This is a genomic window from Streptomyces sp. NBC_00400, from assembly GCF_036048035.1.
GTDB lineage: Bacteria > Actinomycetota > Actinomycetes > Streptomycetales > Streptomycetaceae > Streptomyces.
Genome location: NZ_CP107940.1, coordinates 3973281 through 3999971, shown reverse-complemented (window position 1 = coordinate 3999971; position 26691 = coordinate 3973281). Strand labels below are relative to the sequence as shown.

Below are 26691 nucleotides of genomic sequence, written 5' to 3'. Positions count from 1 at the left end.
GGCCGCCCTCCCGGGGGCGGTCCCAGCAGGACGGATGTTTCACGTGAAACCGGTCGACCCGCGTCTGCTCCGCTACGCCCACGCCACCCGCGGCTTCCTCGTCGCGGTGGTGGTGCTCGGGCTTGCCGGGGCGGGCCTGGTCATCGGCCAGGCGATGCTGATTGCCGAGATCGTCGTCGGCGCGTTCCAGCACCGTCTCGGTACCGGCGCCCTGGCCACACCGCTGGCGCTGCTCGCCGCGGTCTCCGTCGGGCGCGGTCTGGTCTCCTGGCTCACCGAGCTGGCCGCGCACCGGGCCGGCGCGGCGGTCAAGTCCGAGCTGCGCATGAGGCTGATCGAGCGGGCGGCGCGACTGGGGCCCGGCGCGGTGCTCGGGCGCACGGACGGTGGCACGCCGGCCCCGGATCCGTACGGCCCCGGGGCGGCCGGCGCGGGCACGCCCGACGGCACCGGCCCCCTGGAGATGCGCACCGGCGAACTCACCACCCTCGCCACCCGGGGCATCGATGCACTGGACGACTACTTCGCCCGCTATCTGCCGCAGTTGGGGCTGGCGGTCGTCGTCCCCCTCGCCGTGCTGGCCCGGATCGTCACCGGCGACTGGATCTCGGCGCTCACCATCGTCCTCACCCTCCCGCTGATCCCGCTGTTCATGATCCTGATCGGCTGGGCCACCCAGGCGCGGATGGACCGCCAGTGGCGGCTGCTCGCCCGGCTGTCGGGCCACTTCCTCGATGTCGTCGAGGGCCTGCCGACCCTCAAGGTCTTCGGCCGGGCCAAGGCCCAGGCCGCCTCCATCCGGGCCATCACCGGCGCATACCGCCGGGCGACGATGCGCACCCTGCGGATCGCCTTTCTCTCCTCCTTCGCGCTCGAACTCCTCGCCACCATCTCCGTCGCACTGGTTGCGGTCGGCATCGGTATGCGGCTGGTGCACGGTGAACTCGACCTGTACACCGGCCTGATGGTGCTGGTGCTGGCGCCCGAGGCGTATCTGCCGCTGCGGCAGGTCGGCGCGCAGTACCACGCGGCGGCCGAGGGGCTTTCGGCCGCGGAGGAGATCTTCGCGGTGCTGGAGACTCCGCTGCGCACGGCCGGCACCGCACCCGCGCCCGAGGGCACCGCGCTGACCGTGAAAGAGCTGGTGGTGCGCCACCCCGGGCGGACCGCCGACTCGCTCCCGGCGACGTCGTTCGAGGTCCGGCCCGGCGAGACCGTCGCACTGGTCGGCCCCTCCGGCGCCGGCAAGTCCACCCTGCTGAGCGTGCTGCTCGGCTTCACCGCACCGTACGGTGGCCGGGCTCTTGTCGACGGCCGGGACATCGCGTCGCTCTCCCCCGAGAGCTGGCGGCAGCGGATCGCCTGGGTGCCGCAGCACCCGCATCTGTTTGCGGGCACCATCGCCGAGAATGTACGGCTGGCGCGGCCGGATGCGGATGACGCCGCGGTACGCAACGCCCTGGGCGAAGCGGATGCGCTGGACTTCATCGACGCGCTCCCGGACGGCATGGCGACCCGGCTCGGCGAGTCCGGTGCCGGGCTCTCGGCCGGCCAGCGCCAGCGGCTCGCGCTCGCCCGTGCCTTCCTCGCCGACCGCCCGATCCTGCTCCTGGACGAGCCCACCGCCAACCTCGACGGCGCGACCGAGGAAGCGATGGTGGCTGCGATCGGCCGGCTCGCCGTCGGTCGTACGGTCCTGCTCGTCGTCCACCGGCCGGCGTTGCTGGCGGTGGCGGACCGGGTGGTGCGGTTGCCGGGGGCGGTGGGGCCCGTGGACACGGGCGATCCTCTGGGGGCGGGGGACGGCGCGGCGGATCCGCTGGGCGCGGGGGCCCGTGCCGGTGCGGTCGTGGGGGCGCCTTCGCGTCGGTCGGGCCAGACGGGCCAGTCGTGCCAGGAGGCGGTCGTCGACCCGGCCGAGGGGGGCCGGGGCTCCGCCCAGACGGTCGTCGGCCCGGCCGAGGCGGACCGGAGCTCCGCCGGGGCGGCGGCCGGTGCGCCGGATCCGGATGAGGACACCGGGCCCGACTCTCTTCCCGGCCCCGCCCGGGGCTCGGCGCTCACCCGGCTGCGGCGAACGGCCCGGTCCCATCGGGCGCGGTTCGCGCTGGCGCTGCTGCTGGGGAGCCTGGCGCTGGGCAGCGCGGTGGGTCTGATGGCGACCTCGGGATGGCTGATCTCTCGGGCGGCGCAGCAGCCGCCGGTCCTGTATCTGATGGTCGCGGTCACCGCCACCAGGGCGTTCGGCATCGGCCGTGCGGTCTTCCGGTACGCCGAGCGGCTGGTCGCCCATGACGCGGTGTTCCGGATGCTCGCCGAGGCACGGGTCGCCGTCTTCCGGAGGCTGGAGCGGCTGGCACCGGCCGGGCTCAAGGAGCGCAGTCGCGGCGATCTGCTGTCGCGGCTGGTGGCCGATGTCGATGCGGGGCAGGACTACTTCTTGCGCTGGCTGCTGCCCGTCGGAGCGGCGGTGCTGGTCGGCGCGGGCGCGGTCGGTTTCACCGGCTGGCTGTTGCCGGAGGCCGGTGCGCTTCTCGCCGTCGGACTGCTGCTCGCGGGCGTGGGGGTGCCGATGCTCTCGGGCGCGCTGGCCCGGCGGGCGGAGCGGCAACTGGCGCCCGCGCGCGGGCGGCTCGCGACCCGCGTCGTCGATGTGCTCACCGGTACCGCCGAGTTGACGGTGGCCGGTGCCCTCCCCGCCCGTACGGAGGCGGTGCGGGGCGCCGACCGGGAGCTGACCCGGATCGCCTCCCGTTCGGCCACCGTGTCCGGGACCGGCGCCGGGCTGTCGGCGCTGTTGTGCGGACTGACCGTCGCCGCGGCGGCGGTGGCCGGTGTCCAGGCCGTACACGCGGGCCGGCTGTCGGGCGTGGCGCTGGCCGTGGTCGTGCTCACCCCGCTCGCCGCCTTCGAAGCGGTGACCGGGCTGCCGCTCGCCGTGCAGTACCGCCGGCGCACCCGGCACGCCGCCGAGCGGGTCTTCGAGGTGCTGGACGCGCCGGTCCCGGTGCAGGAGCCGGCCACGCCGGCCGATGCTCCCGAGGCGCCGTTCCCGCTGGTCGTACGGGATCTGACCGCGCGCCACCCGGGAGCGGACCGCCCGGCGCTGGACGGCGTGGGCTGCACCGTGACCGCCGGCCGCCGGCTCGCCGTCGTGGGCCCGTCCGGTTCCGGGAAGACCACCCTGGCGCAGGTGCTGCTGCGCTTTGTGGACCGGGAGTCGGGGACGTATCTGCTGGGCGGAACGGATGCCAGGACGCTGGACGGTGACGCGGTCCGGCGGCTGGTGGGGTTGTGTGCGCAGGACGCGCACCTCTTCGACAGCTCGCTGCGGGAAAACCTCAAGCTTGCCCGCCGGGACCGGCACGGCGCCTCGGGCGATGCCGACCAGGACCTGTGGGAGGCGCTTGGCCGGGCGCGGCTCGCGGACTGGGTGCGGGGGCTGCCCGACGGCCTGGACACCATGATCGGGGAGCACGGCGCCCGGCTGTCCGGTGGCCAGCGGCAGCGACTGGCCCTGGCGCGTGCCCTGCTCGCGGACTTCCCGGTGCTCGTTCTGGACGAGCCCGCCGAGCACCTGGATCTGGCCACCGCCGATGCGCTGACCGCCGATCTGCTGGCCGCGACCGAGGGCCGTACGACGATCCTGATCACCCACCGGCTCACCGGTCTCGAGGAGGTCGACGAGGTGCTGGTCCTGGATCGGGGGCGGGTCGCGCAGTGCGGGCCGTACGCGGAGCTGGCCGCGGCCGACGGCCCGTTCCGGCGGATGCTGGAGCGTGAGCGGGCGGTGGATGCGGCGTACGGGGCGGCGCAGCCGGTGGCGTAGGGCCCACGTCCAGCGGTGGCACACGGCAACGCGCTGCCGGTGGCGCGGGACCGCGCACCGTCCTGGGCCCGCGCCAAGGCTCGTCCCGTCCTGCACAGGGCCCCCGTCCCCCCTCCGCGCCCGGCCGCCGCCGCATAACCGGACTTTCCGCGGAAAACAGCTCTTATTAGGCTCGTGGCATGGCAGCCACGGCAGAACCCCCACCCGCGGACCCCGGGGACGCCGCGGATTCCGCGTACCCCGCGGAACCCGGGAGCGACGGCGCGAGTGCGGCCCCCGACCCCATGGACGCCGCCACCGAGGCGACCCGCAGTCTGCAGGGACTGTCGTCCGAGCTGACCGCCCGGGTACCGCAGCTGCTGGAGGCAATGCGCACGGTCGGCGCGGGTCTCGATCTGCACCTCACCCTGGACCGGATCGTGGAGACGGCCGCCGAGCTGGCCGATGCCCGCTACGCCGCGATCGGGATCATCGACGATGCCCGCGAGGGGCTGTCGGACTTTGTGACGTACGGGGTGACCAGGGAGCAGCACGAACGGATCGGCGCGCTCCCCGACGGCCACAAGGGCCTGCTCGGGGCGCTCATCCATGATCCCCGGCCACTGCGCCTCGCCGACCTCACGAAGGACTCCCGTTCGGCGGGCTTCCCGGCCGGGCATCCGCCGATGCGGACGTTTCTCGGAGTGCCGATCCGCGTCCAGGGCGAGATCTTCGGCAACCTCTATCTGACGGAGAAGCGCGAGGGCAGGGAGTTCAGCGAGGAAGACCTGCACATGGTGCGGGTGCTGGCCACCGAGGCCGGGATCGCTATCGGCAACGCCCGGCTGCATGCGGCAACCCGGCAGCGGGAGCGGTGGATCGACGGCTCCGTGGCGGTGACCACCGAACTCCTCGCCGGCAGCGATGTCGACGATGCGCTCGCGGTGGTCGCCGAGCAGGCCCGCAAGCTGGCGGAGTCGGCGGCCGGCATTGTGCTGCTGCCCGACGAGGAGGGCGGCCTGGAGATCGTTGCGGTGTCGGCGGACGACCCCAGCGGGATCATGGGGACGCAGATTCCGCCCCACAGCCCGGTGGTGGAACAACTCCTCACCGGGGAGCCCGTGTTCGTGCACGACTCGGCCACCGACCCCCGGATGATCACGGATATCGCGGCCCGCTTCGGCCCCAGCATGATGCTGCCGCTCAAGAGCGGCGGACGGGTGCTGGGCACCCTTGCGACCCCGCGGGCCAGGGGGGCCCGCCCGTTCACCGCCGCCGAGCGGACGCTGGCCACCCAGTTCGCGGCGCAGGCCGCACTGGCGCTGGTGCTGGCCGACGCACAGCGCGACCGCGAGCGGCTCGCCGTCTACGAGGACCGCGACCGGATCGCCCGTGACCTGCACGATCTCGTCATTCAACGGCTCTTCGCGACGGGCATGATCCTGGAGAGCGCACAGCGCAGATCCGTGGTGCCCGAGGTGGCACAGGGCGTCGGCAAGGCCGTCGACGAGCTGGACGTCACCATCCAGGAGATCAGAACCGCGATCTTCGCCCTGCAACAGGGACCGGCCGAGGCGCCGTCCGGGCTGCGGACCCGGGTCCTGCGCGAAATCGGCACCGCGGCCGTACCACTCGGCTTCCAGCCCTCGGCAGGCTTCATCGGCCCGGTCGACTCCCGGGTCGGCGAGCTGACCGGCAAAAACCTGATCGCCGCGCTGCGTGAGGCGCTGTCGAACGCCTTCCGGCACGCCCAGGCCTCCCGGATCGAGGTCGTCGTCGACGCCACGATCCGGCTCCCGGACGGCGCCGACGGCGTCCGCCTGACCGTCGCCGACGACGGGATCGGCATCTCGGGCAGCGGTCGCCGCAGCGGCCTCAAGAACCTCGCCAAGCGCGCGGAGTCGCTGGGCGGCTCCAGCACGTACGGCCCCGGGCTGGGCGTGGACGGTACGGGGACGACGCTGAGGTGGGAGGCGCCGCTGTGAGGGCGGGGCGGCGCAGGGCAGGGCGGCGCGGGCGTGGCGGCGGGGCCGGGGCAAGACCGGGCGGCGCGCTGTCGCCCTCGGGGCTACCGGCCGTCCCGTTGGCCGCCGTGGCGCAGGATCCGCTCGATGACGGCCGCGACGCCGTCGTCGTTGTTGGAGGCGGTACGGCCCGTCGTGGCGGCCAGCACGTCGGGATGGGCGTTGGCCATGGCGTACGAGGTGCCGGCCCAGGTCAGCATCTCTATGTCGTTCGGCATGTCCCCGAAAGCGACCACTTCCTGCGGGGAGATGCCGCGCTCCGCACAGCAGCGGGCGAGGGTGCCGGCCTTGCTGACACCGGGACCGCTGATCTCCAGGAGGGCGGTGGGGCTGGACCGGGTGAAGGACGCGAGATCGCCGGCGGTCGTACGGGCCAGCGTGAGGAACGCGTCGGGGTCCAGTTCGGGGTGGTGCGCCAGCAGCTTGATCACGGGCTGGTCGGGGAAGGCGGGGCCTGTGGGATCGGTGGGGCGGCTGGCGTTGCCGGAGGAGACGTCGCCAGCGGGGGCGTCGCCGGAAGGGGCACCAGCGGAAGAAGCCCTTACGGAAGAGACATCACCGGAGGGGCCGCCCGGCCCCAGGAGCTGGTCGTGCCCCGTCGGGTGCGGGCACAGCGTCGAGACGAAGTCCTCGGCCAGCAGCTTCTCGGCCGGCGCGACGACCGCGGCCGGGTCCAGCAGGAGCGGCGGGTACTGCGGCTCGTAGTGGATACCGCCGGTGCGCTCGACCGCGAACGAGGTGCCGGGCGCGGCACTGCGCAGCGCGTCCACGATGGCGAGTGCGACGGTGCGCTCCAGGGGGCTGACCTCGACGATCCGGCCGCCGCGGTGCAGATCGACGACGGCCGCGCCGTTCGCGCAGATCGCCAGGCCGTGACCGTGCACGTGGTCGCTGACCACGCCCATCCAGCGGGCCGGACGCCCGGTGACGAAGAACACCTCGATGCCGGCCCGCTCCGCGGCGGCCAGCGCGGCGATCGTGCGGTCGGAGACCGTCTTGTCGTCGTGCAGCAGTGTGCCGTCGAGATCGGTGGCGATCAGCCGGGGCGCAACGGCCGTTCCGGGCGCCCGTGGTGGTGTGGCGGGGGCATCAGTCACGGGGCCATCTTCCCGTACCGCCGTGCACAGGGGTGCGGTGGGTTGCGCGCATGAGCCCGTGGCGGCCGGGCGGATGGCGTAAGGACGGGCGGTGGCGGAGCCCGTCCACGGCACCGGGGTGACGTGGCGGGGCCGGTCCCCGGCACCGAGGTGAAGCGTTCGCACCGTGCGGACGGCCGTACGCTCGGGGGTATGCGACTGAGCACCGTGATACTCCCCGTCCGCCGTTGGTCCCAAGGCGGACGGGAGGCGTGGCAGCGTGCCGAGGAGCTGGGCTTCCACGCCGCGTACACCTATGACCACCTCTCGTGGCGGACCTTCCGCGACCAGGCGTGGTTCGGCGCCCTTCCGACGCTGACCGCCGCCGCGGCCGCGACCTCCCGTCTGCGGCTGGGCACCCTCGTCACCTCGCCGAACTTCCGGCACCCGGTCACCCTCGCCAAGGAACTGATCTCGCTCGACGACATCAGCGACGGCCGGATCACCCTCGGCATCGGCGCCGGCGGCAACGGCTTCGACGCCACCGCGCTCGGCCAGGTCCCCTGGGAGCCGCGGGAACGGGCCGACCGCTTCGCCGAGTTCGTCGGGCTGCTGGACCGGCTGCTGACCGAGGATGTCGTCTCCTACGCCGGCGACCACTACTCCGCGCACGAGGTCCGCAACATCCCCGGCTGTGCGCAGCGGCCGCGGCTGCCGTTCGCGGTGGCGGCCACCGGTCCGCGCGGGCTGAAGCTGGCCGCCCAGTACGGCCAGGCCTGGGTGACGACGGGGGACCCCAAGGTCTCCAACGGGGGCGGAACGCCGGACGAGTCGCGTGCGGCGATCCGCGGGCAGATCGAGCGGCTGGGCAAGGCCTGTGCCGACCAGGGCCGGGACCTCGCCGACCTGCGGAAGATCATGCTGACCGGCTTCACTCCGGACCGTCCGCTGGACTCCGTGGACGCCTTTGTCGACTTCGCCGGCCGCCACGCCGAGCTGGGCATCGACGAGCTGGTCCTCCACTGGCCGATCGCCGATTCGGTCTTCGAGGCCGACGTCGCGGTCTTCGAACGGGTCGCGACGGAGGGTCTGGGGCAGCTGGCCGCCCGGTAGGCGGAGCTCCGGAGGCGTCTCCACGGCCGCCGGGCGTCCCTGCGGCCCCGGGGAGGCACAGCAGCCCCGGGAGCCCCGGCAGCCCCGGCCCGAAGCTGCCCGACAGCACCGGCACCGGAGGCGCCCGGCAGCCCGACGCGCCCGGCAGCCCGACGCGCCCGGCGCTCCCCTGGCCTGGGCTTTACCCCGCATATAGCTCCGAAGAGGGAGAATTGGGGCAGCGGGGCGCGGTGTGCGTCCCGCGGCGCGCGGTGCGCGGGCGGCACGCGAGCGGTCGGCGCATTGCGCGAACTGCGGTGCTTTCGGAGGAGCCATGGCACAGACCCGATTCGCCCCGGACCGCGGGCTGACCACACGCATGGTCACCACGATGTTCTTCATCGGGCTGCTGTACGTCGTGGTCGTCGGCGTGCTGGTGGTGCTGCTCAAGGGCGCGTGGGTGGTGGTGCTGCTGATCGCGGGCGCCCTGTTCATCGCGCAGTTCTGGTTCAGCGACCGGATCGCGGCGTTCAGCATGGGCGCGCGCGAGGTGACACCGGAGCAGGCGCCCGAGCTGCACGGCGCCGTCGACCGGCTGTGTGCGCTGGCCGATATGCCCAAGCCGAGGGTGGCGATCGCGGAGTCGGATGTGCCGAACGCCTTCGCCACCGGCCGCGGCCAGAAGAACTCCCTGGTGTGTGCCACCACCGGGCTGCTCAGGCGGCTGGAGCCGGAGGAGCTGGAGGGGGTGCTGGCCCATGAGCTCTCGCATGTCGCGCACCGCGATGTCGCGGTGATGACCATCGCCTCATTCCTCGGCGTGCTGGCCGGCATCATCACCCGGGCCGCCCTGTGGAGCGGCATCGGGCGCAACAACCGGGACCAGAACGCGGCCATCGCGGTGCTCATCGTGACCGCCGTGAGCGTGGTCGTCTACGCGATCAGCTTCCTTCTGACCCGGCTGCTGTCCCGTTACCGTGAGTTGTCCGCCGACCGGGCCGCCGCGCTGCTGACCGGCCGCCCCTCGGCACTGGCCGCCGCGCTGACCAAGGTCACCGGCCAGATCGCGAGGATCCCGACCGAGGATCTGCGCAAGGCCCAGCCGTTCAACGCCTTCTACTTCGCCCCGGCGTTCAACAAGGAGAGCTTCAGCCGGCTGCTGTCCTCGCACCCGACGCTGGAACAGCGGCTGGACCAGCTGGCCAGGATCTCCGCGGAGCTGGGGCGGGCGTGATGAGTGGAGTGGCCGGGGCGGAGGTGACGACCGGCGCAGTGGCGACGGCGGGCGCAGAGGCGACAGCCGGCGCGATCGGGCCGGAGGTATCGAGCAAGGAGTACGTCACGCATGGGAATTCTTGATGCCATCCTCGGCCGCAGCAAACCGGTACGCCCCGATCTCGACCAGCTCTTCGCGCTGCCGTCCGCCGCTGTCACCCTTCAGGCCGCCGCCGGATTCGAACCCACCGGCCTGGGGTCGGTGTGTTTCGCCAGCGTCGAGGGCGGGACGTTCGCGCGTATCCAGGAGGAGGCCCGTTCCCTGCTGGACGGTTCGGTGGAGTTCACGCAGGACGCGTACGGCTATACCTGGCTGCTCGCGCGGCATCCGCCCGAGGACGTAGCGGGCCTGGTCAACGACCTGCACGCGGTCAATACCTCGCTGGAGGAGGCGGGGTTCGGCCCACAGCTGCTGTGTTCGCTGGTCGGTTTCCGTGATGAACGGCAGCGGTCGCTGGCGCTGGTCTACCTCTACAAGCGCGGCACCTTCTACCCCTTCTCCCCCAAGGAGGGCGGCGGCGAGAAGCGCGACAACCCGCTCGAACTGGAGGCGCGGGCGATGCTCGGGGACGACCTGACGATCGAGCAGGATCTGGCGCGGTGGTTCCCCGTGTGGGGGGCGCCCGGCCTCTGAGGGAGTGGCCTGGCGGGCCGGGTGTGGGTGTATGGGGACAGCGGGGTGGACCCCGGTCGTCGCGGCACACCGCTTCCGGCGCGGTCCTACGGGAGCGAGGACTCAGCCCGGGAAACGCAGGAACGGGGCCGGTACCCGGCTGATGAGCCAGACGCCGTTCGCGCTGACCCGGAAGACGTGGCCGGCGCGGTGCATCGCCCCCGCGTCCACGGTCAGGACCACGGGCTTGCCGCGCCGGGCGCCCACCCGGGTCGCGGTCGCGCGGTCGGGCGAGAGATGGACGGCATGCCGCGACATCGGCCGCAGCCCCTCCTCCCGGATGGCGGCCAGATTGCGGGCCACCGTGCCGTGGAAGAGACGGGCGGGTGGTTCGGCCGGCGGCAGATCGAGGTCGACATGCACCGAGTGGCCTTGCCGGGCGCGGATCCGGTCGTTCTTCATGGCGTAGCGCTGCTTGTCGTTGTCGGCGACCACCGTCGCCAACTCCGCCCGGGAAAAGCGGAATCCATGTCGTGCGGCCGCTGAGATGAGCTCTTCCACGGACACCCAGCCCTGGGCGTCGAGGGTGATACCGATCCGCTCCGGTTCATGGCGCAGATGTTTCGCCAGGTACTTCGAGATGCGCACGGAGCGCTGGTTGTCCATGTCTCCAGGGTGCCGCGTGCGGCATGCGGCGGCACCTGAATTGCGGAACGGGGAGGCGGTGGGGCGGCCGCCCGGGGCGTTCTGCCTGCCTTCGCGCTACTCCGCTTCGTTCTGCCGGCTTCCCTTCTCCAGGCCTTCTTCCTGCCGGCCTTGATTGTGCTGCTTCCTCGCCAGTTCGCTGGCCCTTTTCGCCTTTGCGCTGGTCACCTCGTCGGCTGCCCAACGGGCCCATTCCTCCTGGGTCGCCGACATCCGCAGGCCGTACTCCAGCGCAATCCGCCCGTAGACCGAAATCATTTCCTCGTCCCACTCGGCGGTCTCTTCGATGTGCTCGAGCGTGGCACGGGTACGAGCGGCGCGCTCGGCCTGATGCAGGAGAAAAGTCTGTGCCTCGAGGGGCGTCACGATGCCGAGGAAGAAGACGCGCAGCAGGCCGTCATCGCGAGGAGGGCCGCCGGGTTCGACGTCGGTGAGCCAGTGACGCAGCTGCGCCAGGCCGTCCTCGGTGATCGCGTACTCCTTGCGGCCGCGGGGGCCGTGGGCGGCGATCTCGACGAGTCCGGCGGCCGTGAGCTTGGTGAGCTCGCCGTACACCTGACTCTGCGTGGCCGGCCAGACGCTCGACAGCGAGGCGTTGAACAGCTTCATCAGGTCGTATCCGCTTGCCGGGGCTTCGGCCAGCAGGCCCAGCACTGCATGTCTCAGGCTCATGACCGGCACTTTACCTTCCAGTGTTGACATGTCAAAGGTGGAGGTTCTATATTCGACATGTCGAAGTTGGAATGTGTGCCAAGTGTGGCGACTCGTCCCGGCGTTGAGGCGCGCGGCCGTGCAGGAAGAGGGGGAATCATGAACTACCTGCGGAGCTTCATTCCGTGGCTGGTCTTTGCGGGGGTGGCCGCCGCCGGCTGGCAGTGGGGGGCGCTCGCCGGTCTGCTGATAGCCGTGGCGCTGCTCATCGCCGACCGTGCCGCGGGGCTTTCGCTCGACCACCGGCTGCTGGAGTACGGCACGATTCTGTTCTTCGCGGGCCTCAGTGTGCTGGCCTTCGCCCGTCCCGACAGCGGACTCAAGATGTACGGCAGTGCCCTGTCGCAGGGCTGGCTGGCGCTCATCGCCTGGGTATCGATCGCCGTGCGGAGGCCCTTCACGATGGGGATCGCGCGGCGGATGGCCCCGCCCGAGGTCTGGCACACCCCGCTGTTCCGCCGCATCAACATCGTGCTCACGGCCGCGTGGGCGCTGTCCTTCACGCTCACCGCGATCGCCCAGGCCGTCGCTTCTGCCCAGGGCTGGAACGTCATCGTCTCGATCGCCCTCCAGATCGCCGGATTCGTCCTTCCCATCCGCTTCACCGCCGCCTACCCGGAGCGGGCCCGCGCCCGCTTCATGGAGAACGCCGGCGCGCGGGCCGACACCCAAGGAGGCCTGGCCGTATGACCACGACACCCCCGACCACCGCAACCACGTCGACCGCTCCCGCACCCCACATGGCCGGCAACTTCGCCCCGGTGAAGGACGAGGTGACCGCCTACGACCTCCCGGTCACGGGCACGATCCCGCCCGAGCTCACCGGCTGGTTCCTGCGGAACGGCCCCAACCCGAGGGCTGCCGCTACTGCGCACTGGTTCTTCGGCGACGGCATGGTCCACGGTCTGCGTCTGGAGGGCGGCCGGGCCGTCTCCTACCGCAACCGCTGGGTCCGCACCTCCACCTTCGAAGGCGAGCCCACGGTGGATGCGCAGGGCCGCCGCAATCTGGCGGCGGGCGTGGCCAATACCCATATCGTCCGGCATGCCGGACGCACCCTCGCACTGGTCGAGTCGTCCTTGCCCTACGAGATCGACTGCCGTCCCGGCCATGAGCTGGAGACTCTCGGCGTCCATGACTTCGGGGGCCGGCTCACCACCGCCATGACCGCCCATCCCAAAACGTGTCCCACCACCGGCGAGCTGCATTTCTTCGGATACGGCGGCCCCACCCCGCCCTATCTCACCTACCACCGTGCCGACGTGTCAGGGGAGTTGGTGATCAGCCGCCCCATCGATGGTCCGGGGCACACGATGATGCACGACTTCCATCTGACCGCCGGCCATGTCGTCTTCATGGACCTCCCGGTCGTCTTCGACCGCAGCCGCCCCGGCATGCCGTTTTCCTGGGATCCGGAGTACGGCGCCCGGCTCGGGGTGCTGCGGCGTGATGACCCCTACGGCGAGGTCCGCTGGCTGCCCATCGACCCTTGCTATGTCTTCCACGCCCTGAATGCCCACGACGAGGGTGACCAGCGGATCGTTCTGTATGTGTCCCGCTACGCCGCATTCGGCGGCAGGGCCTCGGCACACCTCTGGCGCTGGACCATCGACCTCATCACGGGCACGGTCGCCGAGGAGCAGCTTGACGACCGGTTCTGCGAGTTCCCCAGGGTGGATGACCGGCTCGCCGGGCTGCCGGCCCGCTTCGGCCATGCCACCAGCGGCGAGCTGCCGGGCAGCGGACCGATACCCGGTGCCCTGCTCCGCTACGACCTGCAGACCGGTGCGGTCGTCCGGCATGACTTCGGCCCGGGGCGCACTCCGGCCGAGGCCGTCTTCGCCCCGGCGGACGACCGTCCGGGAGGCCCGGGCTGGCTGATCACGTATGTCTACGACGCCTCCACGGACACCAGCGATCTCGTCGTACTCGACACGGAAGACCTATCCGCCGACCCGGTCGCCACGGTCCATCTCCCGCAGCGGGTGCCGTACGGATTCCACGGCAACTGGCTCCCCGATCCGGTGAGTTGAGGCATTGAAGGGCGCAATGAGGGGGCCGGGGCCGCCCACGATCTGATCCTTGACAACTCAAGACTGCCTACGGCGAAGCCGGGCAGGTTGCGGCAGGCGGCAGGGCTCGCGGCGGGGGCCGGCCGTGCCGCATGCAGGGCAGGCCCGTCCCGGCGCCCCAGGCGAAGCTCGGGGTGGGAGTTGGGTGGTGCTCAGGGAGCTCCGGTCCGGTGCTCCGGGTGGGCACCGGCCGCGTCGTCCCTCGGCACGGTCCCGCTTGCGCCCGACGCCAGGGTGTCCATGGTGCGGGCCTGCACCTCCCGGTGTGCGGCGGCGGCGATGAAGGCGGCCGTGTGCTCCGCGCCCACCAGAGCCCGCACCGCCTGCACGGCTTCGGCGGGGAGCAGCACCGTTTCCGCCGCCATGTCGGGGCCGGACGCGGTACGAGGGGCTGCGACCGGTCCGGACGTTGCCGTCGGGACGGCCGACGGCGGTCCGGGCACGGTACGGGGGCGGGGCGCGGCCTCGGGTTCGGGCATGCCTCCGTGGCCCGCCTCGGAAGGCTGCGTCCCGACGGGCGTCCGCCCGGCGGCGACCGCCGCTGTCGACGCCAGGGCCCCCGCCTCGACCGAACCGATCGCCTCTGCCGGTAGTGCCTCGCTGAGGTGATGGCGCAGGTAGCGGGTGGCCAGGGTGCGCATGGCGCGGGCGAGTTCGGCGTCAATCGTCTGCTGGGCCAGGGGGCGCAGCCGGCGTACGAGGGTGGCTGCTTCCGCGGCCTCGGCCTCGGTGGGCGGGTGGTCCAGGAAGGGCTGGAAGACATGCTCGGTGGTGAAATCCAGGAAGCGGGAGGCGATGTGCTCGACCTCGGTCCGTACCTCCCGCAGATGGCCGGTGATCGCCAGAAGCGGGACGCCGGCGGAGTGCAGTTCGGCGGCGACGGCGAGTTCCTGCGGGCTGGGGACGAGGAACGCGTCGTCCTCGCCGGGGATCCTTTCCAGGACGCCGAGCTCGACGGCCTCGGCGATCGCCTCCTCGTCGGAGGAGCCCCCGAAGGCGGTGTCCAGGTCCGGGCGGCTGACACAGGACGCCTTCTCGTCGGTCCACGGCCCGTCGATCTCGGCGACCAGGCCCAGGACCCCGCCGAGGTCGAGTCCTGCGTCCCAGGCCTCGAGGAGTTCCTTGATGCTGGCGAGGGAGTATCCGCGGTCGAGCAGATCGGCGATCTGGCGCAGCCGGGCCAGATGGGTGTCGCCGTAGACATTTGCCCGGCCCCGGCGCTCCGGGCGGGGGAGCAGCCCGCGGTCCTGATAGGCACGGATCGTGCGGACCGTGGCGCCGCTGAGGTGCGCCAGGTCCTCGATGCGGTATTCGCCCTTCGGCGGCTGCTCGGTCACTGGGGTGCTCCTTACGAGAGGGCCGCATACGACGGGTCGCGTGCCACGAGAGGCGCGCCCTACGCGTGGACGTGCGGCTCACCGTGCCCGCCGTGGCCCGTGGCCCGTGAGCCCGGCCCCGGCTGCGAATGCCGGCCGGGCGTCGGGCGTCCGGCGTTACAGTCGCGGCTCGAAGCGGGCAAGTAGGCGCAGCGCGCGTGGGGCGAAGCGGGACATCAGGTAGGCGCCGCGGGCTTCGGGGGTGACCGGCACCACCGCCTGATTGCGGACCACCGCACGCAGAATGGCGTCGGCGACCTTCTCCGGAGGGTAGTTCCGCAGCCTGTACGCCCGCGAGGCCCTGGCCTGGCGGCGCTTCTCCTCGTCGGCCGAGACACCGGTGAAGCGGGCCGTTGCGGTGATGCCGGTGTTGACCAGCCCCGGGCAGATGGCCGAGACGCCGATGCCCTGACCGGCCAGTTCGGCACGCAGGCACTCGCTGAGCATCAGGACGGCCGCCTTGGAGGTGCTGTAGGCGGGCAGCACCCTCGACGGCTGGAAGGCGGCGGCCGAGGCGACATTGACGATATGGCCGCCCTGCCCGCGGTGTGCCATCCGCTTGCCGAAGCTCCGGCAGCCATGAATGACGCCCCACAGGTTGACGTCCAGCACCTTTTTCCAGTCCTCGGTACCGGTTTGCAGGAAGGGGCCGGACAGGCCGATGCCGGCGTTGTTCACCAGGACGTCGACGGTGCCGTACTCGGCGCCGACCGTGTCGGCGAGCTTCTCCATCGCCGCCTCGTCCGAGACATCGACGACCTCCGCCCAGGCCTCCGGCGCACCGATCAGCCGGGACATCTCGGCGGTCCGTACCGCACCCTCGGCATCCCGGTCGACGGCGACGATCCGTGCGCCGGCCTCGGCGAAGGCGAACGCCGTCGCCCGGCCGATGCCGCCGGCCGCGCCGGTCACCAGCACCAGCTGACCGCCGAACCGGTCGGCATGCGGGCCGGATGCCACGACCTGCTGTGCCGGATTCCCCTCTTCCTTGGCGGCGACGAACGCACCGATCCAGGAGACGAGCTGGTCGGGGCGGGTACGCGGGACCCAGTGCTTGGCCGGGAGGGTACGGCGCACCAGCTGGGGCGCCCACTGTTCCAGGTCGTCGTACAGCCGCTGGGAGAGGAAGGCGTCGCCGGTCGGGGTGATCAGCTGGACCGGGCAGTGCGCATAGGCGTCGCCGCGCGGGCGGCGGAGCCGGGGAAGAACATTGTCACGGTAGAGCCAGGCGCCGTGGGCGGCATCGGCCGGCAGTGAAGCGGTCGGGTAGTCACCGCCCGGTACCTTCTCCAGGCGCTGCAGGATCTGTGGCCAGCGCTTGCCGAGCGGACCCTTCCATGCCAGTTCGGGCAGCACAGGCGTGTGCAGCATGTAGACGTACCAGGACTTGGCGCTCTGGTGGAGGAGCTGGGCGGCGCGCCGGGGCGTGGGACGCGCCATGCGCTTCTTGATCCAGTGGCCGAAGTGGTCCAGGGACGGGCCCGACATGGAGGTGAAGGAGGCGATCCGGCCCTCCGTACGGCGCACCGTGGCGAACTCCCAGCCCTGGACCGAGCCCCAGTCGTGGCCGACGAGGTGAACCGGGCGGTCGGGGCTGACGGCGTCGGCGACGGCCAGGAAGTCGTCCGTCAGCTTCTCCAGGGTGAAGCCGCCGCGCAGCGGCTGCGGAGCGGTGGAACGGCCGCAGCCCCGCACGTCGTAGAGCACCACATGGAACCGGCCGGCCAGGCCGCGGGCGACCTCGGACCACACCTCTTTGCTGTCCGGATAGCCGTGCACCAGCATCACCGTGGGCTGTGCCGGATCCCCCAGCTCGGCGACGCACAGCTCGATACCACCCGTCCGCACCCAGCGCTCCCGCGCGCCGTCGAGCCCCGCGTCGTCGAGCCCTGCACCGTCGAGCCCCGCCCCGGGCTGCGGCCCCCGCCCCGTTCGCTGTCCCTTTCCCCGGCCTCGTCCCGTGTTCATGCTGCCTTCTCCTCCTGCCGGTGCCGCACATGCGGCAGATCGTCGTCCAGCCAAAAGGCCTTCTCCTGCGGGTCCTTGGAGTCCGTGACGACCAGGATCTCCTCGAACTTCGCGCCCGTTCCCCGGAACCCGAGGTGGGGTTCGACCGCCCACAGGCCCGGCTGCGGCAGGTGGTCGGAGAAGGCGTAGGGGCTCCACAGCGGGGACCAGCCCTCACGGTGGCCGTGCAGCGCATCGGAGGCGAGGCCCTTGAGGGACTGGATGCCGAACCCGAAGAGGGTGGGTGACCAGCGGCGCCTGTGTACCCGGTCGACCTTGTGCGCGAGGACGCCGAAGGGGTAGGCGCGGTGGCGGTTGGCGTAGCCCTGCCGCATCATCAGCCGGTCGACGTCCTCGTAGATCTCCCGCAGCGAGCGCCCCTCGCGCACCTCGCGCAGGATCAGCTGCCGGTGCGCTCCGAGATCGGTGAGCAGCCGGTCGTGCACGGGGTTGAGTCCGAGGCAGCCGGAGTAGCCGATGTCGGCCGTGAAGCCCCGGTGCACCGGCGCCATGTCGAGGATGAAGGCCATCCCCGGTTCCAGCTCGCGCTGGGTCGGGAAGAACTGCAGCGGCAGGCGGAAGTTGACGAAGGCGGTGCGGTCGCCGAACCAGGCGAACGGCAGATGGAACCGGTCCCGCACCCCGCGCTCGCGCAGCCACTCGCGCTGCATCCGCGCGGCCTCCCGCTCGGTGACCCCGGGCCTGAGCTGGGCGGCCACCGCCTCGGCACAGGCGTACGCGAGCCGCTGGACCTCTCTGAACCCCCTGAGCCCGTCGGTGAGTTCCCCGGCTCCTGGCGAGCTCCCCGAGGTGGCTGAGGCCATCGTCAACCGTCCGTCCGTGAGCGGTGCATCGCGGTACGCGCCCGTAACCTGACACTGACGAATGTGACAATGGCCGGCGGCTGCGTCAAGGGGGCCTTCGAGCAAGCGCCGCACCCCGAGGCCATGGCCGCTCGAAGCAGGAGACCCCTACGGGCACGTAATACCGCAGGGGGAGGCACATCCCACCGTCTGGTCTGACGACCGGTGTGGCCGGGGCCACTACCGTCGATGACGTGACTGTGATCGTGACCGAAAGCCTGAGCAAGCGGTACCCGCGGGTGACCGCGTTGGACCGGCTCTCCCTTGACATCGCCCCCGGCGTAACGGGCCTGGTGGGTGCCAACGGTGCCGGCAAGTCCACCCTGATCAAGATCCTTCTCGGACTGGCCCCGGCCACCGAAGGGACCGCGCACGTCCTCGGCCTGGACGTGACCAAGGACGGCGGCACCATCCGTGAGCGGGTCGGCTATATGCCCGAGCACGACTGCCTGCCCCCGGACGTCTCGGCCACCGAATTCGTCGTGCACATGGCCCGGATGTCCGGACTGCCGCCGGCCGCCGCCCGTGAGCGCACCGCGGACACCCTGCGCCACGTCGGCCTCTACGAGGAGCGCTACCGCCCCATCGGCGGCTACTCCACGGGTATGAAGCAGCGGGTGAAACTGGCCCAGGCGCTGGTCCACGACCCGCAGCTGGTGTTCCTCGACGAGCCCACCAACGGCCTCGACCCGGCCGGGCGGGACGAAATGCTCGGCCTGATCCGGCGCGTTCACACCGACTTCGGGATCTCCGTCCTGGTGACCTCCCACCTCCTCGGTGAGCTGGAGCGGACCTGTGATCACGTCGTCGTCATCGACGGCGGCGCACTGCTGCGCTCCTCCTCGACGGATGAGTTCACACAGGTCACGGCCTCGCTGGCGGTCGAGGTCACGGACAACGATGCCCATCCGGACGGCACCGCGGCGCTGCGCGCGGCCCTGACCGCCGCCGGAGCCACCGTCACCACCGGCGCCGCCGGGTCGGAAAGCCTCGCCTCCGCCGGGCACCTCCTGTACGTCGAGGCGGCCGGAGAGGAGACCTACGACCTGGTGCGGGACACCGTCGCCGGACTCGGGCTCGGCCTGATCCGGATGGAACAGCGCAGGCACCGGATCGCCGAGGTCTTCCACGATGCGGATGCGGCGCACGACACCCCCGCCACCGCAGGCGCCCCGAGCGCCCCGTATGCCACCCAGGACGGAGGCGCCCACGATGTCGCCTGAGCCCACGACGTCCGCATCCACGACGTCCGCATCCACGACGTCCGCATCCGGCGCGCCGGGCGGCGCCTACATCCACAACATCGGCTACCGCCACTACGACGGCCCCCGTCTGGGCCGCGCCTACGCCCGGCGGTCGCTCTTCTCGCAGAGCCTGCGCGGTGCCTACGGTCTGGGCCGCTCGGCCAAGAGCAAGGTGCTGCCGATGCTGCTCTTCGCGGTGATGTGCCTGCCCGCCGCGATCATGGTCGCGGTGGCGGTGGTCACCAAGTCCGGCAGCCTCCCGGTCAGCTACTCCCGCTACGCCGTCTACCTCCAGGCCGTCATCGGCCTCTATCTGGCCTCCCAGGCCCCGCAGTCGGTCTCGCGTGACCTGCGCTTCAAGTCCATACCGCTGTACTTCTCCCGCCCCATCGAGCGCAGCGACTACGTGGTATCGAAGTTCGCGGCGATGGCCGGCGCTCTGCTGATCCTCACCGGCGCCCCGCTGCTGGTCCTCTACGTCGGCGCGCTGCTGGCCGAGCTGGACTTCGCCGACCAGACCAAGGGGCTGGCACAAGGACTGATCGCCGTGGTGCTGCTCTCCCTGCTGTTCGCCGGGATCGGCCTGGTCGTCTCCGCGATCACGCCCCGTCGTGGTTTCGGCGTCGCCGCCGTGATCGCCGTCCTCACCATTCCGTACGGTGCGGTGAGCGCCGTCCAGAGCATCGCCTTCGCGCAGGGCAACGAGGCCGCCATCGGCTGGCTGGGGCTGTTCTCCCCCATCACGCTGATCGACGGTGTGCAGTCGACCTTCCTCGGCGGCACCAGCTCCTTCCCCAACGGCGTGGAGCCGTCGACCGGTGCCGGATTCGTCTATCTCCTCGTCACCCTGACCGTCATCGCCGGCTGCTACGCCCTGCTGATGCGCCGCTACCGGAAGGCCGGACTGTGACCGCCCCCGGCCGCCGGCTGCCGGCGGTCGGCACCCCCGGCCCGACCACCACCCTCCTAAGGAATGGGCTGCGCCCATGAGCACTCTCACCATCGACCATGTCTCGCGCTGGTTCGGCAACGTCGTCGCCGTCAACGACATCACGATGACCATCGGTCCCGGCGTGACCGGCCTGCTCGGCCCCAACGGCGCGGGCAAGTCCACGCTCATCAACATGATGGGCGGCTTCCTCGCGCCCTCCAACGGCTCGGTCACCCTCGACGGCACCACGATCTGGCGCAACGCCGGTATCTACCGCCACATCGGCATCGTCCCGGAGCGCGAGGCGATGTACGACTTCCTCACGGGGCGCGAATTCGTCCTCGCCAACGCGGAGTTGCACGGACTCGGCCGGGCGGAGGCGGCCAGGGCGCTGGCCACCGTCGAGATGGAGTACGCCCAGGACCGCAAGATCTCGACGTACAGCAAGGGCATGCGGCAGCGCGTGAAGATGGCTTCCGCGCTGGTCCACGACCCGTCCGTGCTGCTGCTCGACGAGCCGTTCAACGGCATGGACCCCCGCCAGCGGATGCAGCTGATGGAGCTGCTGCGGCAGATGGGCGACCAGGGCCGTACGGTCCTGTTCTCTTCGCACATCCTCGAAGAGGTCGAACAGCTTGCCTCCCACATCGAGGTGGTGGTGGCCGGACGGCATGCCGCGTCCGGTGACTTCCGCAAGATCCGCCGCCTGATGACGGACCGCCCGCACCGCTATCTGGTCCGGTCGGACAACGACCGGGCACTGGCCGGTGCGCTGATCGCCGACCCCTCGACGGCCGGCATCGAGGTGGACCTCGCCGAAGGCGCGCTGCGCATCCAGGCGGTCGACTTCGGCCGCTTCACCGAACTCCTGCCGCGGGTCGCCCGCGACCACGGCATCCGCCTTCTGACGGTCTCGCCCTCCGACGAGTCGCTGGAATCCGTCTTCTCCTACCTCGTAGCGGCCTGAGGCCCTGAAAGGAGCCCTGACGCATGTCCACGACCACTCCCACGGCCCCCGCCGCGCCCCCCGGCGCACCCAAGGCCGCGCTCTTCCACCCCACCGTTGCCCGGCTCACCTACCGCGCCCTGCTCGGCCGGCGCCGGGCGCTGGTCCTCTTCGTGCTGCCCGCCCTGCTGGTGGCGCTCTCGGTGGCCGTCCGGGTGCTGACCGGCGCCGATGACTCCACCGCCGGAGGCATCCTGGGCACCTTCGCGCTGGGCACGATGGTGCCGCTGATCGGCGTCATCGCCGGTACGGGCGCGATCGGCCCGGAGATCGACGACGGCTCGGTGGTCTATCTCCTCGCCAAGCCGGTGTCCCGGCCGACGATCATCTTCACCAAACTCCTGGTCGCGATAGGCGTCACGGTCGCCTTCTCCGCCCTTCCCGTGCTGCTCGCCGGCTTCCTCCTCAACGGGAACAGCCAGCAGATGGCCGTGGGATACGCCGTGGCGGCGGCCGTCGCGTCGGTCGCCTACAGCGCCCTCTTCCTCCTCTTCGGCACGATCAGCCGGCACGCCGTCGTGTTCGGCCTGGTCTACGCCCTGGTCTGGGAGTCGCTGGTCGGCACTCTCATCCCGGGCGCGAAGACGCTCAGCGTCCAGCAGTGGGCGCTGGCGGTCGGCCAGAAGGCAGCCGCGGAGGGAGCGATCACCTCTGACGTCCAACTCCCGCTCGCCCTCGGTCTGCTGGTGGCCCTCACGGCCGCCGCCACCTGGTATGCCGCCCGCCGCCTGAAGGCGCTCACTCTGGCCGGCGAGGAGTAACGAGGAGTAACGGCATCCGGGCACGGCGGCGCGGGGGAGGCACTGCGCGCACGGCGGGGACTGCGGACGTGGAAGGGACTGCGGGCACGCGGGGACTCCGGTCACTGCGGGGACTGCGGGGACTGCGGGCGCGGGGGCGCCCCCTAAGCCCTTCCACCGCCCCCACCGCCACCGCCCCCACCACTCCCGGCGCGCGCCTGCCGGCCGTTGAACTCCCGGACGTTGCGCAGATGTTCCTGGTAGTCGGCGGTGAAGCGGGTGTCGCCCGGTTTGACGGTGACGAAGTAGAGCCAGTCGCCCGCGGGCGGCGCGCCGGCCGCCTTCAGCGCGTCCGCCCCGGGATTGTCGATCGGCGTCGGCGGCAGGCCCTGGTACCGGTAGGTGTTGTACGGGTTCTTGGTCCTGGTGTCGGCGTGGCTGGTGCGAAGGGTGCTGCGGCCCAGCGCGTAGTTGATCGTCGAGTCCATCTGCAGCGGCATGTGGTGCGCAAGCCGGTTGCCGATCACCCGGGCGACCTTGCCCATATCGGCCGGCCGGTCCGCCTCGGCCTGCACCATGCTGGCGATGACGACCTTCCGGTAGGAGGCGATGCCGTCGGCGGCGAGCCGCTGCTTGGCGGTTTTGACCATGTAGCCGAGCAGCGACGCCGGGGTGGTGTCCGAGTCGAGGGGATAGGTCGCCGGGAAGAGGTAGCCCTCGGGGTTGCCCTTCGCCTCGGCCGGCAGGTCCAGATGCGCGCTCTTGGCGGCCTTCGCGGTGGACCCGGCCGGACGGTGCAGGGCCTTGTCGGCGGCCGCGTAGACCTGCGAGGCCCGCTGCCCCTCCGGGACGGTCAGCGTCTGCCCGGGCCGCAGCCCCCGCAGCAGCCGCGGCAGCAGCAGAACGGCAAGGACGACCAGCACACACAGCACCGCTACGAGGACGAGCCGGCCGGTGCGGGAGATCCGCGGTCCTGACCGGCGAACGGTGCGCTCCACATCGCTCATGGGGGCACGGTAGGCGAGACGGAAGGGGCGCGTGGCAGCTGCTCCCCGGATCTCCGCCGACGGCGGAGATCATTCACCGGCTCGCCATCCACCGGCCACACCCCGGCCGGTAACGGGACGAGCTCCAGGACGCCGCATCAGCCCGGCAGGGGCCCTGCCCCGGCCCTCGTCACCGGACGGCCGGTGCTCCGATCCGCTGGTCCCGGCCCGCGCCCATACCCACCAGCGCCAGTCCCGCGCAGACGGCGATCAGCAGCACAAGGGGGACGGTCCAGCCGTGGGTGACCTGGTGGACGGCCCCCAGGACGAGGGGGCCGGCGGCCGCCAGAAGGTACCCGCCGGTCTGGGCCATACCGGAGAGGCGCGCTGCGGTGTGGGCATCGCCCGAGCGCAGCACCATCATCGTCAGGGCCAGGCCCAGCGCACCGCCCTGCCCGACGCCGAGGAACGCCGCCCACAGCCAGGCGCCCGCCACCGGTGCCAGCAGCAGTCCGCCGATACCGCAGGCCATCAGCGCGGACACGGCCACTGCCAGCAGCCGCTGACGCCGCATCCGCCCCGCGAGCATCGGCACGATGAACGAACCGGCCATCTGCAGCAGCGTGCTGAAGGCGAAGACCAGGCCCGCTTCGCCCTTGCCCATGCCGTGGTCGGTGAAGATCGTCGGCATCCAGGCGATGGACACGTACGCGATCAGCGACTGCGAGCCCATGAAGAGCGTGACCTGCCAGGCCAGCGGGGAACGGCTCAGCTTCGGCCCGTCCTCGCCGACGTGCACAGGGGTGGCCGCGGCCGCGCCATGGCGGGTACCGCGCCGGGCCATGAGCGTCTGCGGAACCCAGACGACCGCGGCGACGGCGGCCGGCAGCGACCAGGAGACCAGCGCACCCTGCCAGGTGCCGAGCGCGCTCTCCAGCGGGACCGCGGAGGCGGCGGAGACGGTCGCGCCCAGGATCATCGCGGTCGAGTACAGCGCCGTCATCCCCGCGGCCCGCTCCGGGAAGTCCCGCTTGATCAGGCCCGGCATCAGCACATTCAGCAAGGCTATGGAGGTACCGACCACGGCACACCCGGCGAACAGCGCGAGCACCGGCGGGGCGATCCGCAGCACGATGCCGCCGCACAGGGCCACCAGTGCCCCGCACAGCGCCGCCTCCGTGCCCCAGCGGCGTGCCAGCTTCGGTGCCACGATCGAACCGAGGCCCATGAAGATCAGCGGGATGGTCGTCACCAGGCTGCTGGCCGTCGCGGTCAGCCGGAAGTGCCGGCCGATCTCGCCGAGCAACGGCGAGACCCCGGCCAGCGCCGCCCGCATATTGACCGCGGCAAGAACGATTCCGGCCATGATCAGGGCCGGGTGGGCCCGTAGACGTCGGCGGGCCGCGGCGACCGGCGGTGCCGCGACCAGATCCTCCTCAGCGTCGATCAAGGTTGTTTCGGACCTGGGCCCTGCCATACGTGCCTACCTCGCCAAGGGTGGTGTGCGTTCGGGTAAGGGAGTGGTGTGCGTTCGCGGAAGAGAGAAGAGACAGGAGAGAAGGAAGAAAGAGAAGGAAGAGAAGGAAGAGAACAAGAGAAGAGGGAGAGGAGAACTGAAGGCGGCAATCCGCATATCGGGGGTGAGCGAGGGCGTCAGCCGCCGGCCAGCAGGTTCTCCAGGGCCTGTTTCGGCTTCTCCAGGACCTCGCGGATGGCCCGCTGAGCTGCCTCCGGGTCGCCCGCCGCGATCGCGTCCAGGACTGCGACATGATCGCCGTGCACGATCTTCGGCATCGCCCGGTCGCCGAGATAGTTGACCAACGACTCCCGTACCGAGCTGCTGAACCAGCCGTAGGTCGCGGTCAGCGCGGTGTTGTGCGCGGCCTCGACGACGGCTTTGTGGAAGGCGATGTCGTGATCGGCGTAGAGCTCCAGGTTGTCGGCATCGGGGTGTCCCTCGGCGTCCGCCAGTTCGGCCTGAGCGTCCAGGGCCGCTCGCATCCGCTCCAGATCGGCGGGCAGATGGCGGAGCGCGGCCAGCCGGGCCGCTTCCGCCTCCAGGGCGATGCGCAGTTCCAGTACGTCGCGGATTCCGGCGCGCTGGACGCCGCGCATGACGTCGCCCGGGTCGGCGGTGGAGACGACAAAGGTGCCTTCGCCCTGCCGTGAGCGCAGCATCCCGGCGTGTACGAGTACCCGTACCGCTTCGCGGACGGTGTTCCGGCCGACCTGGAGCTGTTCGGCGAGCGCATGCTCGGTGGGGATCCGTGCCCCCACCTGCCACTCCCCGGCTGTCAGTTGGGACCGCAGGGCGTCGACGACGGTGTCCACGAGGGATTGCCGTCCCGCTGCCTGCAGTGCCATGCCCTGATCCGATCTGGTCCGGGTCTGGTCAGATCCGTCTGATGTGACCAGACTTTGCCCGGTCATCCTACAACTGATGCGTTCACCATACACGGAGGTGGGGGAGGCGAGGGAGGCAAGGGAGGCGAGGGAGGTGGGGGAGGCGAGGGAGGCAAGGGGGGCGAGGGAGGTGGGGGAGGCGAGGGAGGCGAGGGAGGCGAGGGGGGTGGGGCAGGGCGACAGCCGGGAGGGCCCGCCGGCTTCCCGCAGGCGCCGGCCGCCCGCAGGAGGCGGGGACGCGGCGCGGCGGGCCCTCCCGGCGTCACAGCCCGATGTCCCGCTCCTGGATGTCCGCGAGGGATTCGCGCCGTACAAGAAGACGGGCGTGCCCCTCGGCGACGGCGATGACCGGTGGCCTGCCGACGAGGTTGTAGCCGGAGGCCATCGAGAGGTGATACGCACCGGCGACGGGCACGGCCAGCAGATCGCCGGGACGGATGTCGCCGGGCAGCCGGACGTCGGCGGCGAGCACATCGCCGGCCTCGCAGTGCCGTCCGACCACGGTGACCGGTTCCGGTGCGGCGGACGTGCGGCGGCCGATCAGCCGTGGCGCATAGCGCACCCCGTACAGCGCGGGCCGCGGGTTGTCGCTCATCCCGCCGTCCACCGCCACGAACGTGTGCGTACCGGTGCGTTTGACGGACAGCACCCGGTAGAGGACGACACCGGCCGGGCCCGCGATGGCGCGGCCGGGTTCGATGGCGAGCCGTGGCACCGGCAGTCCGGCCGCCGCGCAGCCGCCGGCCAGTTCGGCGCGCAGCCGGTCGCCGAGGGTGGCGAGGTCGAGCGTGGGCTCGCCGGGCCGGTAGGCGACGCCGTGGCCGCCCCCGAGGTCCAGCTCGGGCAGGGTGATGCCGTGCTGCTCGTGAATCCGGGCCAGCAGGCCGATCAGCCGGCGCACGGCCGAGAGATAGGGCTTGACGGTGGTGATCTGCGATCCCAGGTGGCAGTGCAGGCCGACCAGTTCGAGCCGTGGCTGGCTGAGGATGCGCGTGATGGCGTGCTGCGCGGAGCCGTCGGCGAGCGACAGCCCGAACTTCTGGTCGTCGGTCCCGGTACGGATCTTGGCGTGGCCGCCGGCGGCGATGCCCGGCACGACCCGGATCAGCACCTTCTGCCGGCTGCCCGCGGGGACCGCGGCGGCCAGCCGGGCGATCTCCGAGGTGCTGTCGATGACGATCCGGCCGACGCCGAGCCGCAGCGCCGCCCGCAGGTCGGCCGGGCTCTTGGCGTTGCCGTGCAGCACGATCCGCGCGGGCGGAAACCCGCTGGTGACGGCCAACTCCAGCTCACCGGCGGAGCAGACGTCCAGGCCGAGCCCTTCCTCCCGCACCCAGTGGACCATGGCGCGGCACAGGAACGCCTTGGCGGCGTAGAAGACATCGGCGCCCGGGAAGGCCCGCAGGTAGGCCCGGCAGCGGTGGCGTACCTCGGCTTCGTCCAGGACGTAGGCGGGGGTGCCGAAGCGGTCGGCGACCTCGGTGAGCGGGACACCGCCCACGGCGAGGTCGTCGTGGCCGAGCGGCGCCGCGGACCCGGGCCAGATGGACAGCGGTTCGGCGGCGGACGGCGGTTCGTCGGTGGGCAACGGATGGCCGGCGGACGGCGGTTCGTCGGCGGACGGCGGTTCCTTCGCGGACAGCAGCTGGTCGGCGGCCGGTGGCACGCTCGCCACGGCGGTGGTGGCCGGTGACGGAGCGCCGGTCCGGCGCGTGGTGCGGCGAGGGGGCTGGGGCAGTGTGCGGTGGCTCATGGCGGT

Annotated in this window: 21 protein-coding genes; 11 read left to right on the top strand and 10 right to left on the bottom strand. The window is 71.7% G+C overall.

Annotated elements, in window-relative coordinates:
* The first annotated feature begins 34 nt into the window (after positions 1 to 34).
* A complete protein-coding gene (cydD, locus tag OHS81_RS17355) occupies positions 35 to 3829 on the top strand; it encodes a thiol reductant ABC exporter subunit CydD (protein ID WP_328385658.1) in 3795 nt (1264 codons plus the stop codon).
* A gap of 284 nt (positions 3830 to 4113) precedes the next feature.
* A complete protein-coding gene (locus OHS81_RS17350) occupies positions 4114 to 5793 on the top strand; it encodes a sensor histidine kinase (protein WP_328391222.1) in 1680 nt (559 codons plus the stop codon).
* Positions 5794 to 5876: 83 nt separating this feature from the next.
* Here the strand turns inward: OHS81_RS17350 and OHS81_RS17345 are convergent, their stop codons facing one another.
* Positions 5877 to 6929: an HAD hydrolase family protein gene (locus OHS81_RS17345; protein ID WP_328385657.1), complete on the bottom strand. Its 1053-nt coding sequence runs from the start codon at positions 6927 to 6929 to the stop codon at positions 5877 to 5879.
* 192 nt (positions 6930 to 7121) lie between these two features.
* Between OHS81_RS17345 and OHS81_RS17340 the strand changes: the two genes are divergently transcribed.
* From OHS81_RS17340 to pspAB, 3 genes are all read left to right on the top strand, one after another.
* Positions 7122 to 8021, top strand: a complete 900-nt coding sequence (locus OHS81_RS17340; RefSeq protein WP_328385656.1) for an LLM class flavin-dependent oxidoreductase — start codon at positions 7122 to 7124, stop codon at positions 8019 to 8021.
* A 313-nt stretch (positions 8022 to 8334) separates the two neighbouring features.
* Entirely contained in the window at positions 8335 to 9234 is a 900-nt protein-coding gene (gene htpX, locus OHS81_RS17335) for a zinc metalloprotease HtpX (RefSeq protein ID WP_328385655.1), read from the top strand.
* A gap of 111 nt (positions 9235 to 9345) precedes the next feature.
* Entirely contained in the window at positions 9346 to 9909 is a 564-nt protein-coding gene (gene pspAB / locus OHS81_RS17330; RefSeq protein ID WP_328385654.1) for a PspA-associated protein PspAB, read from the top strand.
* Between the two features lie 102 nt (positions 9910 to 10011).
* Here pspAB and OHS81_RS17325 read toward each other — a convergent pair whose 3' ends face one another.
* Complete coding sequence (locus tag OHS81_RS17325) at positions 10012 to 10554, bottom strand: RNA 2'-phosphotransferase (protein ID WP_328385653.1); 543 nt, start codon at positions 10552 to 10554, stop codon at positions 10012 to 10014.
* 96 nt (positions 10555 to 10650) lie between these two features.
* Positions 10651 to 11265, bottom strand: coding sequence for a PadR family transcriptional regulator (locus tag OHS81_RS17320; RefSeq protein ID WP_443058857.1), 615 nt, complete (start codon positions 11263 to 11265; stop codon positions 10651 to 10653).
* 138 nt (positions 11266 to 11403) lie between these two features.
* Between OHS81_RS17320 and OHS81_RS17315 the strand changes: the two genes are divergently transcribed.
* Complete coding sequence (locus OHS81_RS17315) at positions 11404 to 11994, top strand: hypothetical protein (RefSeq protein ID WP_328385651.1); 591 nt, start codon at positions 11404 to 11406, stop codon at positions 11992 to 11994.
* Positions 11991 to 13337 (top strand): carotenoid oxygenase family protein, encoded by a 1347-nt coding sequence (locus tag OHS81_RS17310; RefSeq protein WP_328385650.1) that lies wholly within the window; start codon positions 11991 to 11993, stop codon positions 13335 to 13337. Before OHS81_RS17315 ends, OHS81_RS17310 begins: the two co-directional genes overlap by 4 nt.
* A gap of 191 nt (positions 13338 to 13528) precedes the next feature.
* Here the strand turns inward: OHS81_RS17310 and OHS81_RS17305 are convergent, their stop codons facing one another.
* The 3 genes from OHS81_RS17305 to OHS81_RS17295 all read right to left on the bottom strand — a co-directional run bounded on the left by OHS81_RS17305 (position 13529) and on the right by OHS81_RS17295 (position 17583).
* The gene (locus tag OHS81_RS17305) at positions 13529 to 14713 is read right to left on the bottom strand and encodes a MerR family transcriptional regulator (RefSeq protein WP_328385649.1); all 1185 of its coding nucleotides are present in this window, start codon (positions 14711 to 14713) and stop codon (positions 13529 to 13531) included.
* Positions 14714 to 14869: 156 nt separating this feature from the next.
* On the bottom strand, positions 14870 to 16720 hold the full coding sequence (locus OHS81_RS17300; protein WP_328385648.1) for an SDR family oxidoreductase: 1851 nt from the start codon (positions 16718 to 16720) through the stop codon (positions 14870 to 14872).
* A complete protein-coding gene (locus OHS81_RS17295) occupies positions 16717 to 17583 on the bottom strand; it encodes a M24 family metallopeptidase (protein ID WP_328385647.1) in 867 nt (288 codons plus the stop codon). The genes OHS81_RS17300 and OHS81_RS17295 overlap by 4 nt, the downstream gene beginning before the upstream one ends.
* A 206-nt stretch (positions 17584 to 17789) precedes the next feature.
* On the opposite strand from OHS81_RS17295, the gene OHS81_RS17290 reads away from it, so the two are divergent.
* The 4 genes from OHS81_RS17290 to OHS81_RS17275 all read left to right on the top strand — a co-directional run bounded on the left by OHS81_RS17290 (position 17790) and on the right by OHS81_RS17275 (position 21564).
* Positions 17790 to 18845 (top strand): ABC transporter ATP-binding protein, encoded by a 1056-nt coding sequence (locus OHS81_RS17290; protein WP_328385646.1) that lies wholly within the window; start codon positions 17790 to 17792, stop codon positions 18843 to 18845.
* Positions 18835 to 19776 carry an ABC transporter permease gene (locus OHS81_RS17285; protein WP_328385645.1) on the top strand — a complete coding sequence of 314 codons (942 nt, stop codon included), beginning with the start codon at positions 18835 to 18837 and terminating at the stop codon, positions 19774 to 19776. The genes OHS81_RS17290 and OHS81_RS17285 overlap by 11 nt, the downstream gene beginning before the upstream one ends.
* 76 nt (positions 19777 to 19852) lie before the next feature.
* Entirely contained in the window at positions 19853 to 20764 is a 912-nt protein-coding gene (locus tag OHS81_RS17280; RefSeq protein WP_088798904.1) for an ABC transporter ATP-binding protein, read from the top strand.
* Between the two features lie 23 nt (positions 20765 to 20787).
* Positions 20788 to 21564, top strand: a complete 777-nt coding sequence (locus OHS81_RS17275) for an ABC transporter permease subunit (protein ID WP_328385644.1) — start codon at positions 20788 to 20790, stop codon at positions 21562 to 21564.
* Between the two features lie 143 nt (positions 21565 to 21707).
* Here the strand turns inward: OHS81_RS17275 and mltG are convergent, their stop codons facing one another.
* The 4 genes from mltG to lysA all read right to left on the bottom strand — a co-directional run bounded on the left by mltG (position 21708) and on the right by lysA (position 26685).
* The gene (gene mltG / locus OHS81_RS17270) at positions 21708 to 22550 is read right to left on the bottom strand and encodes an endolytic transglycosylase MltG (protein WP_328385643.1); all 843 of its coding nucleotides are present in this window, start codon (positions 22548 to 22550) and stop codon (positions 21708 to 21710) included.
* Positions 22551 to 22719: 169 nt separating this feature from the next.
* A complete protein-coding gene (locus OHS81_RS17265; protein ID WP_328385642.1) occupies positions 22720 to 24006 on the bottom strand; it encodes a CynX/NimT family MFS transporter in 1287 nt (428 codons plus the stop codon).
* A gap of 176 nt (positions 24007 to 24182) precedes the next feature.
* Complete coding sequence (locus tag OHS81_RS17260) at positions 24183 to 24893, bottom strand: FadR/GntR family transcriptional regulator (RefSeq protein ID WP_328385641.1); 711 nt, start codon at positions 24891 to 24893, stop codon at positions 24183 to 24185.
* A gap of 301 nt (positions 24894 to 25194) precedes the next feature.
* Complete coding sequence (gene lysA, locus OHS81_RS17255) at positions 25195 to 26685, bottom strand: diaminopimelate decarboxylase (RefSeq protein ID WP_328385640.1); 1491 nt, start codon at positions 26683 to 26685, stop codon at positions 25195 to 25197.
* Positions 26686 to 26691 lie beyond the last annotated feature (6 nt).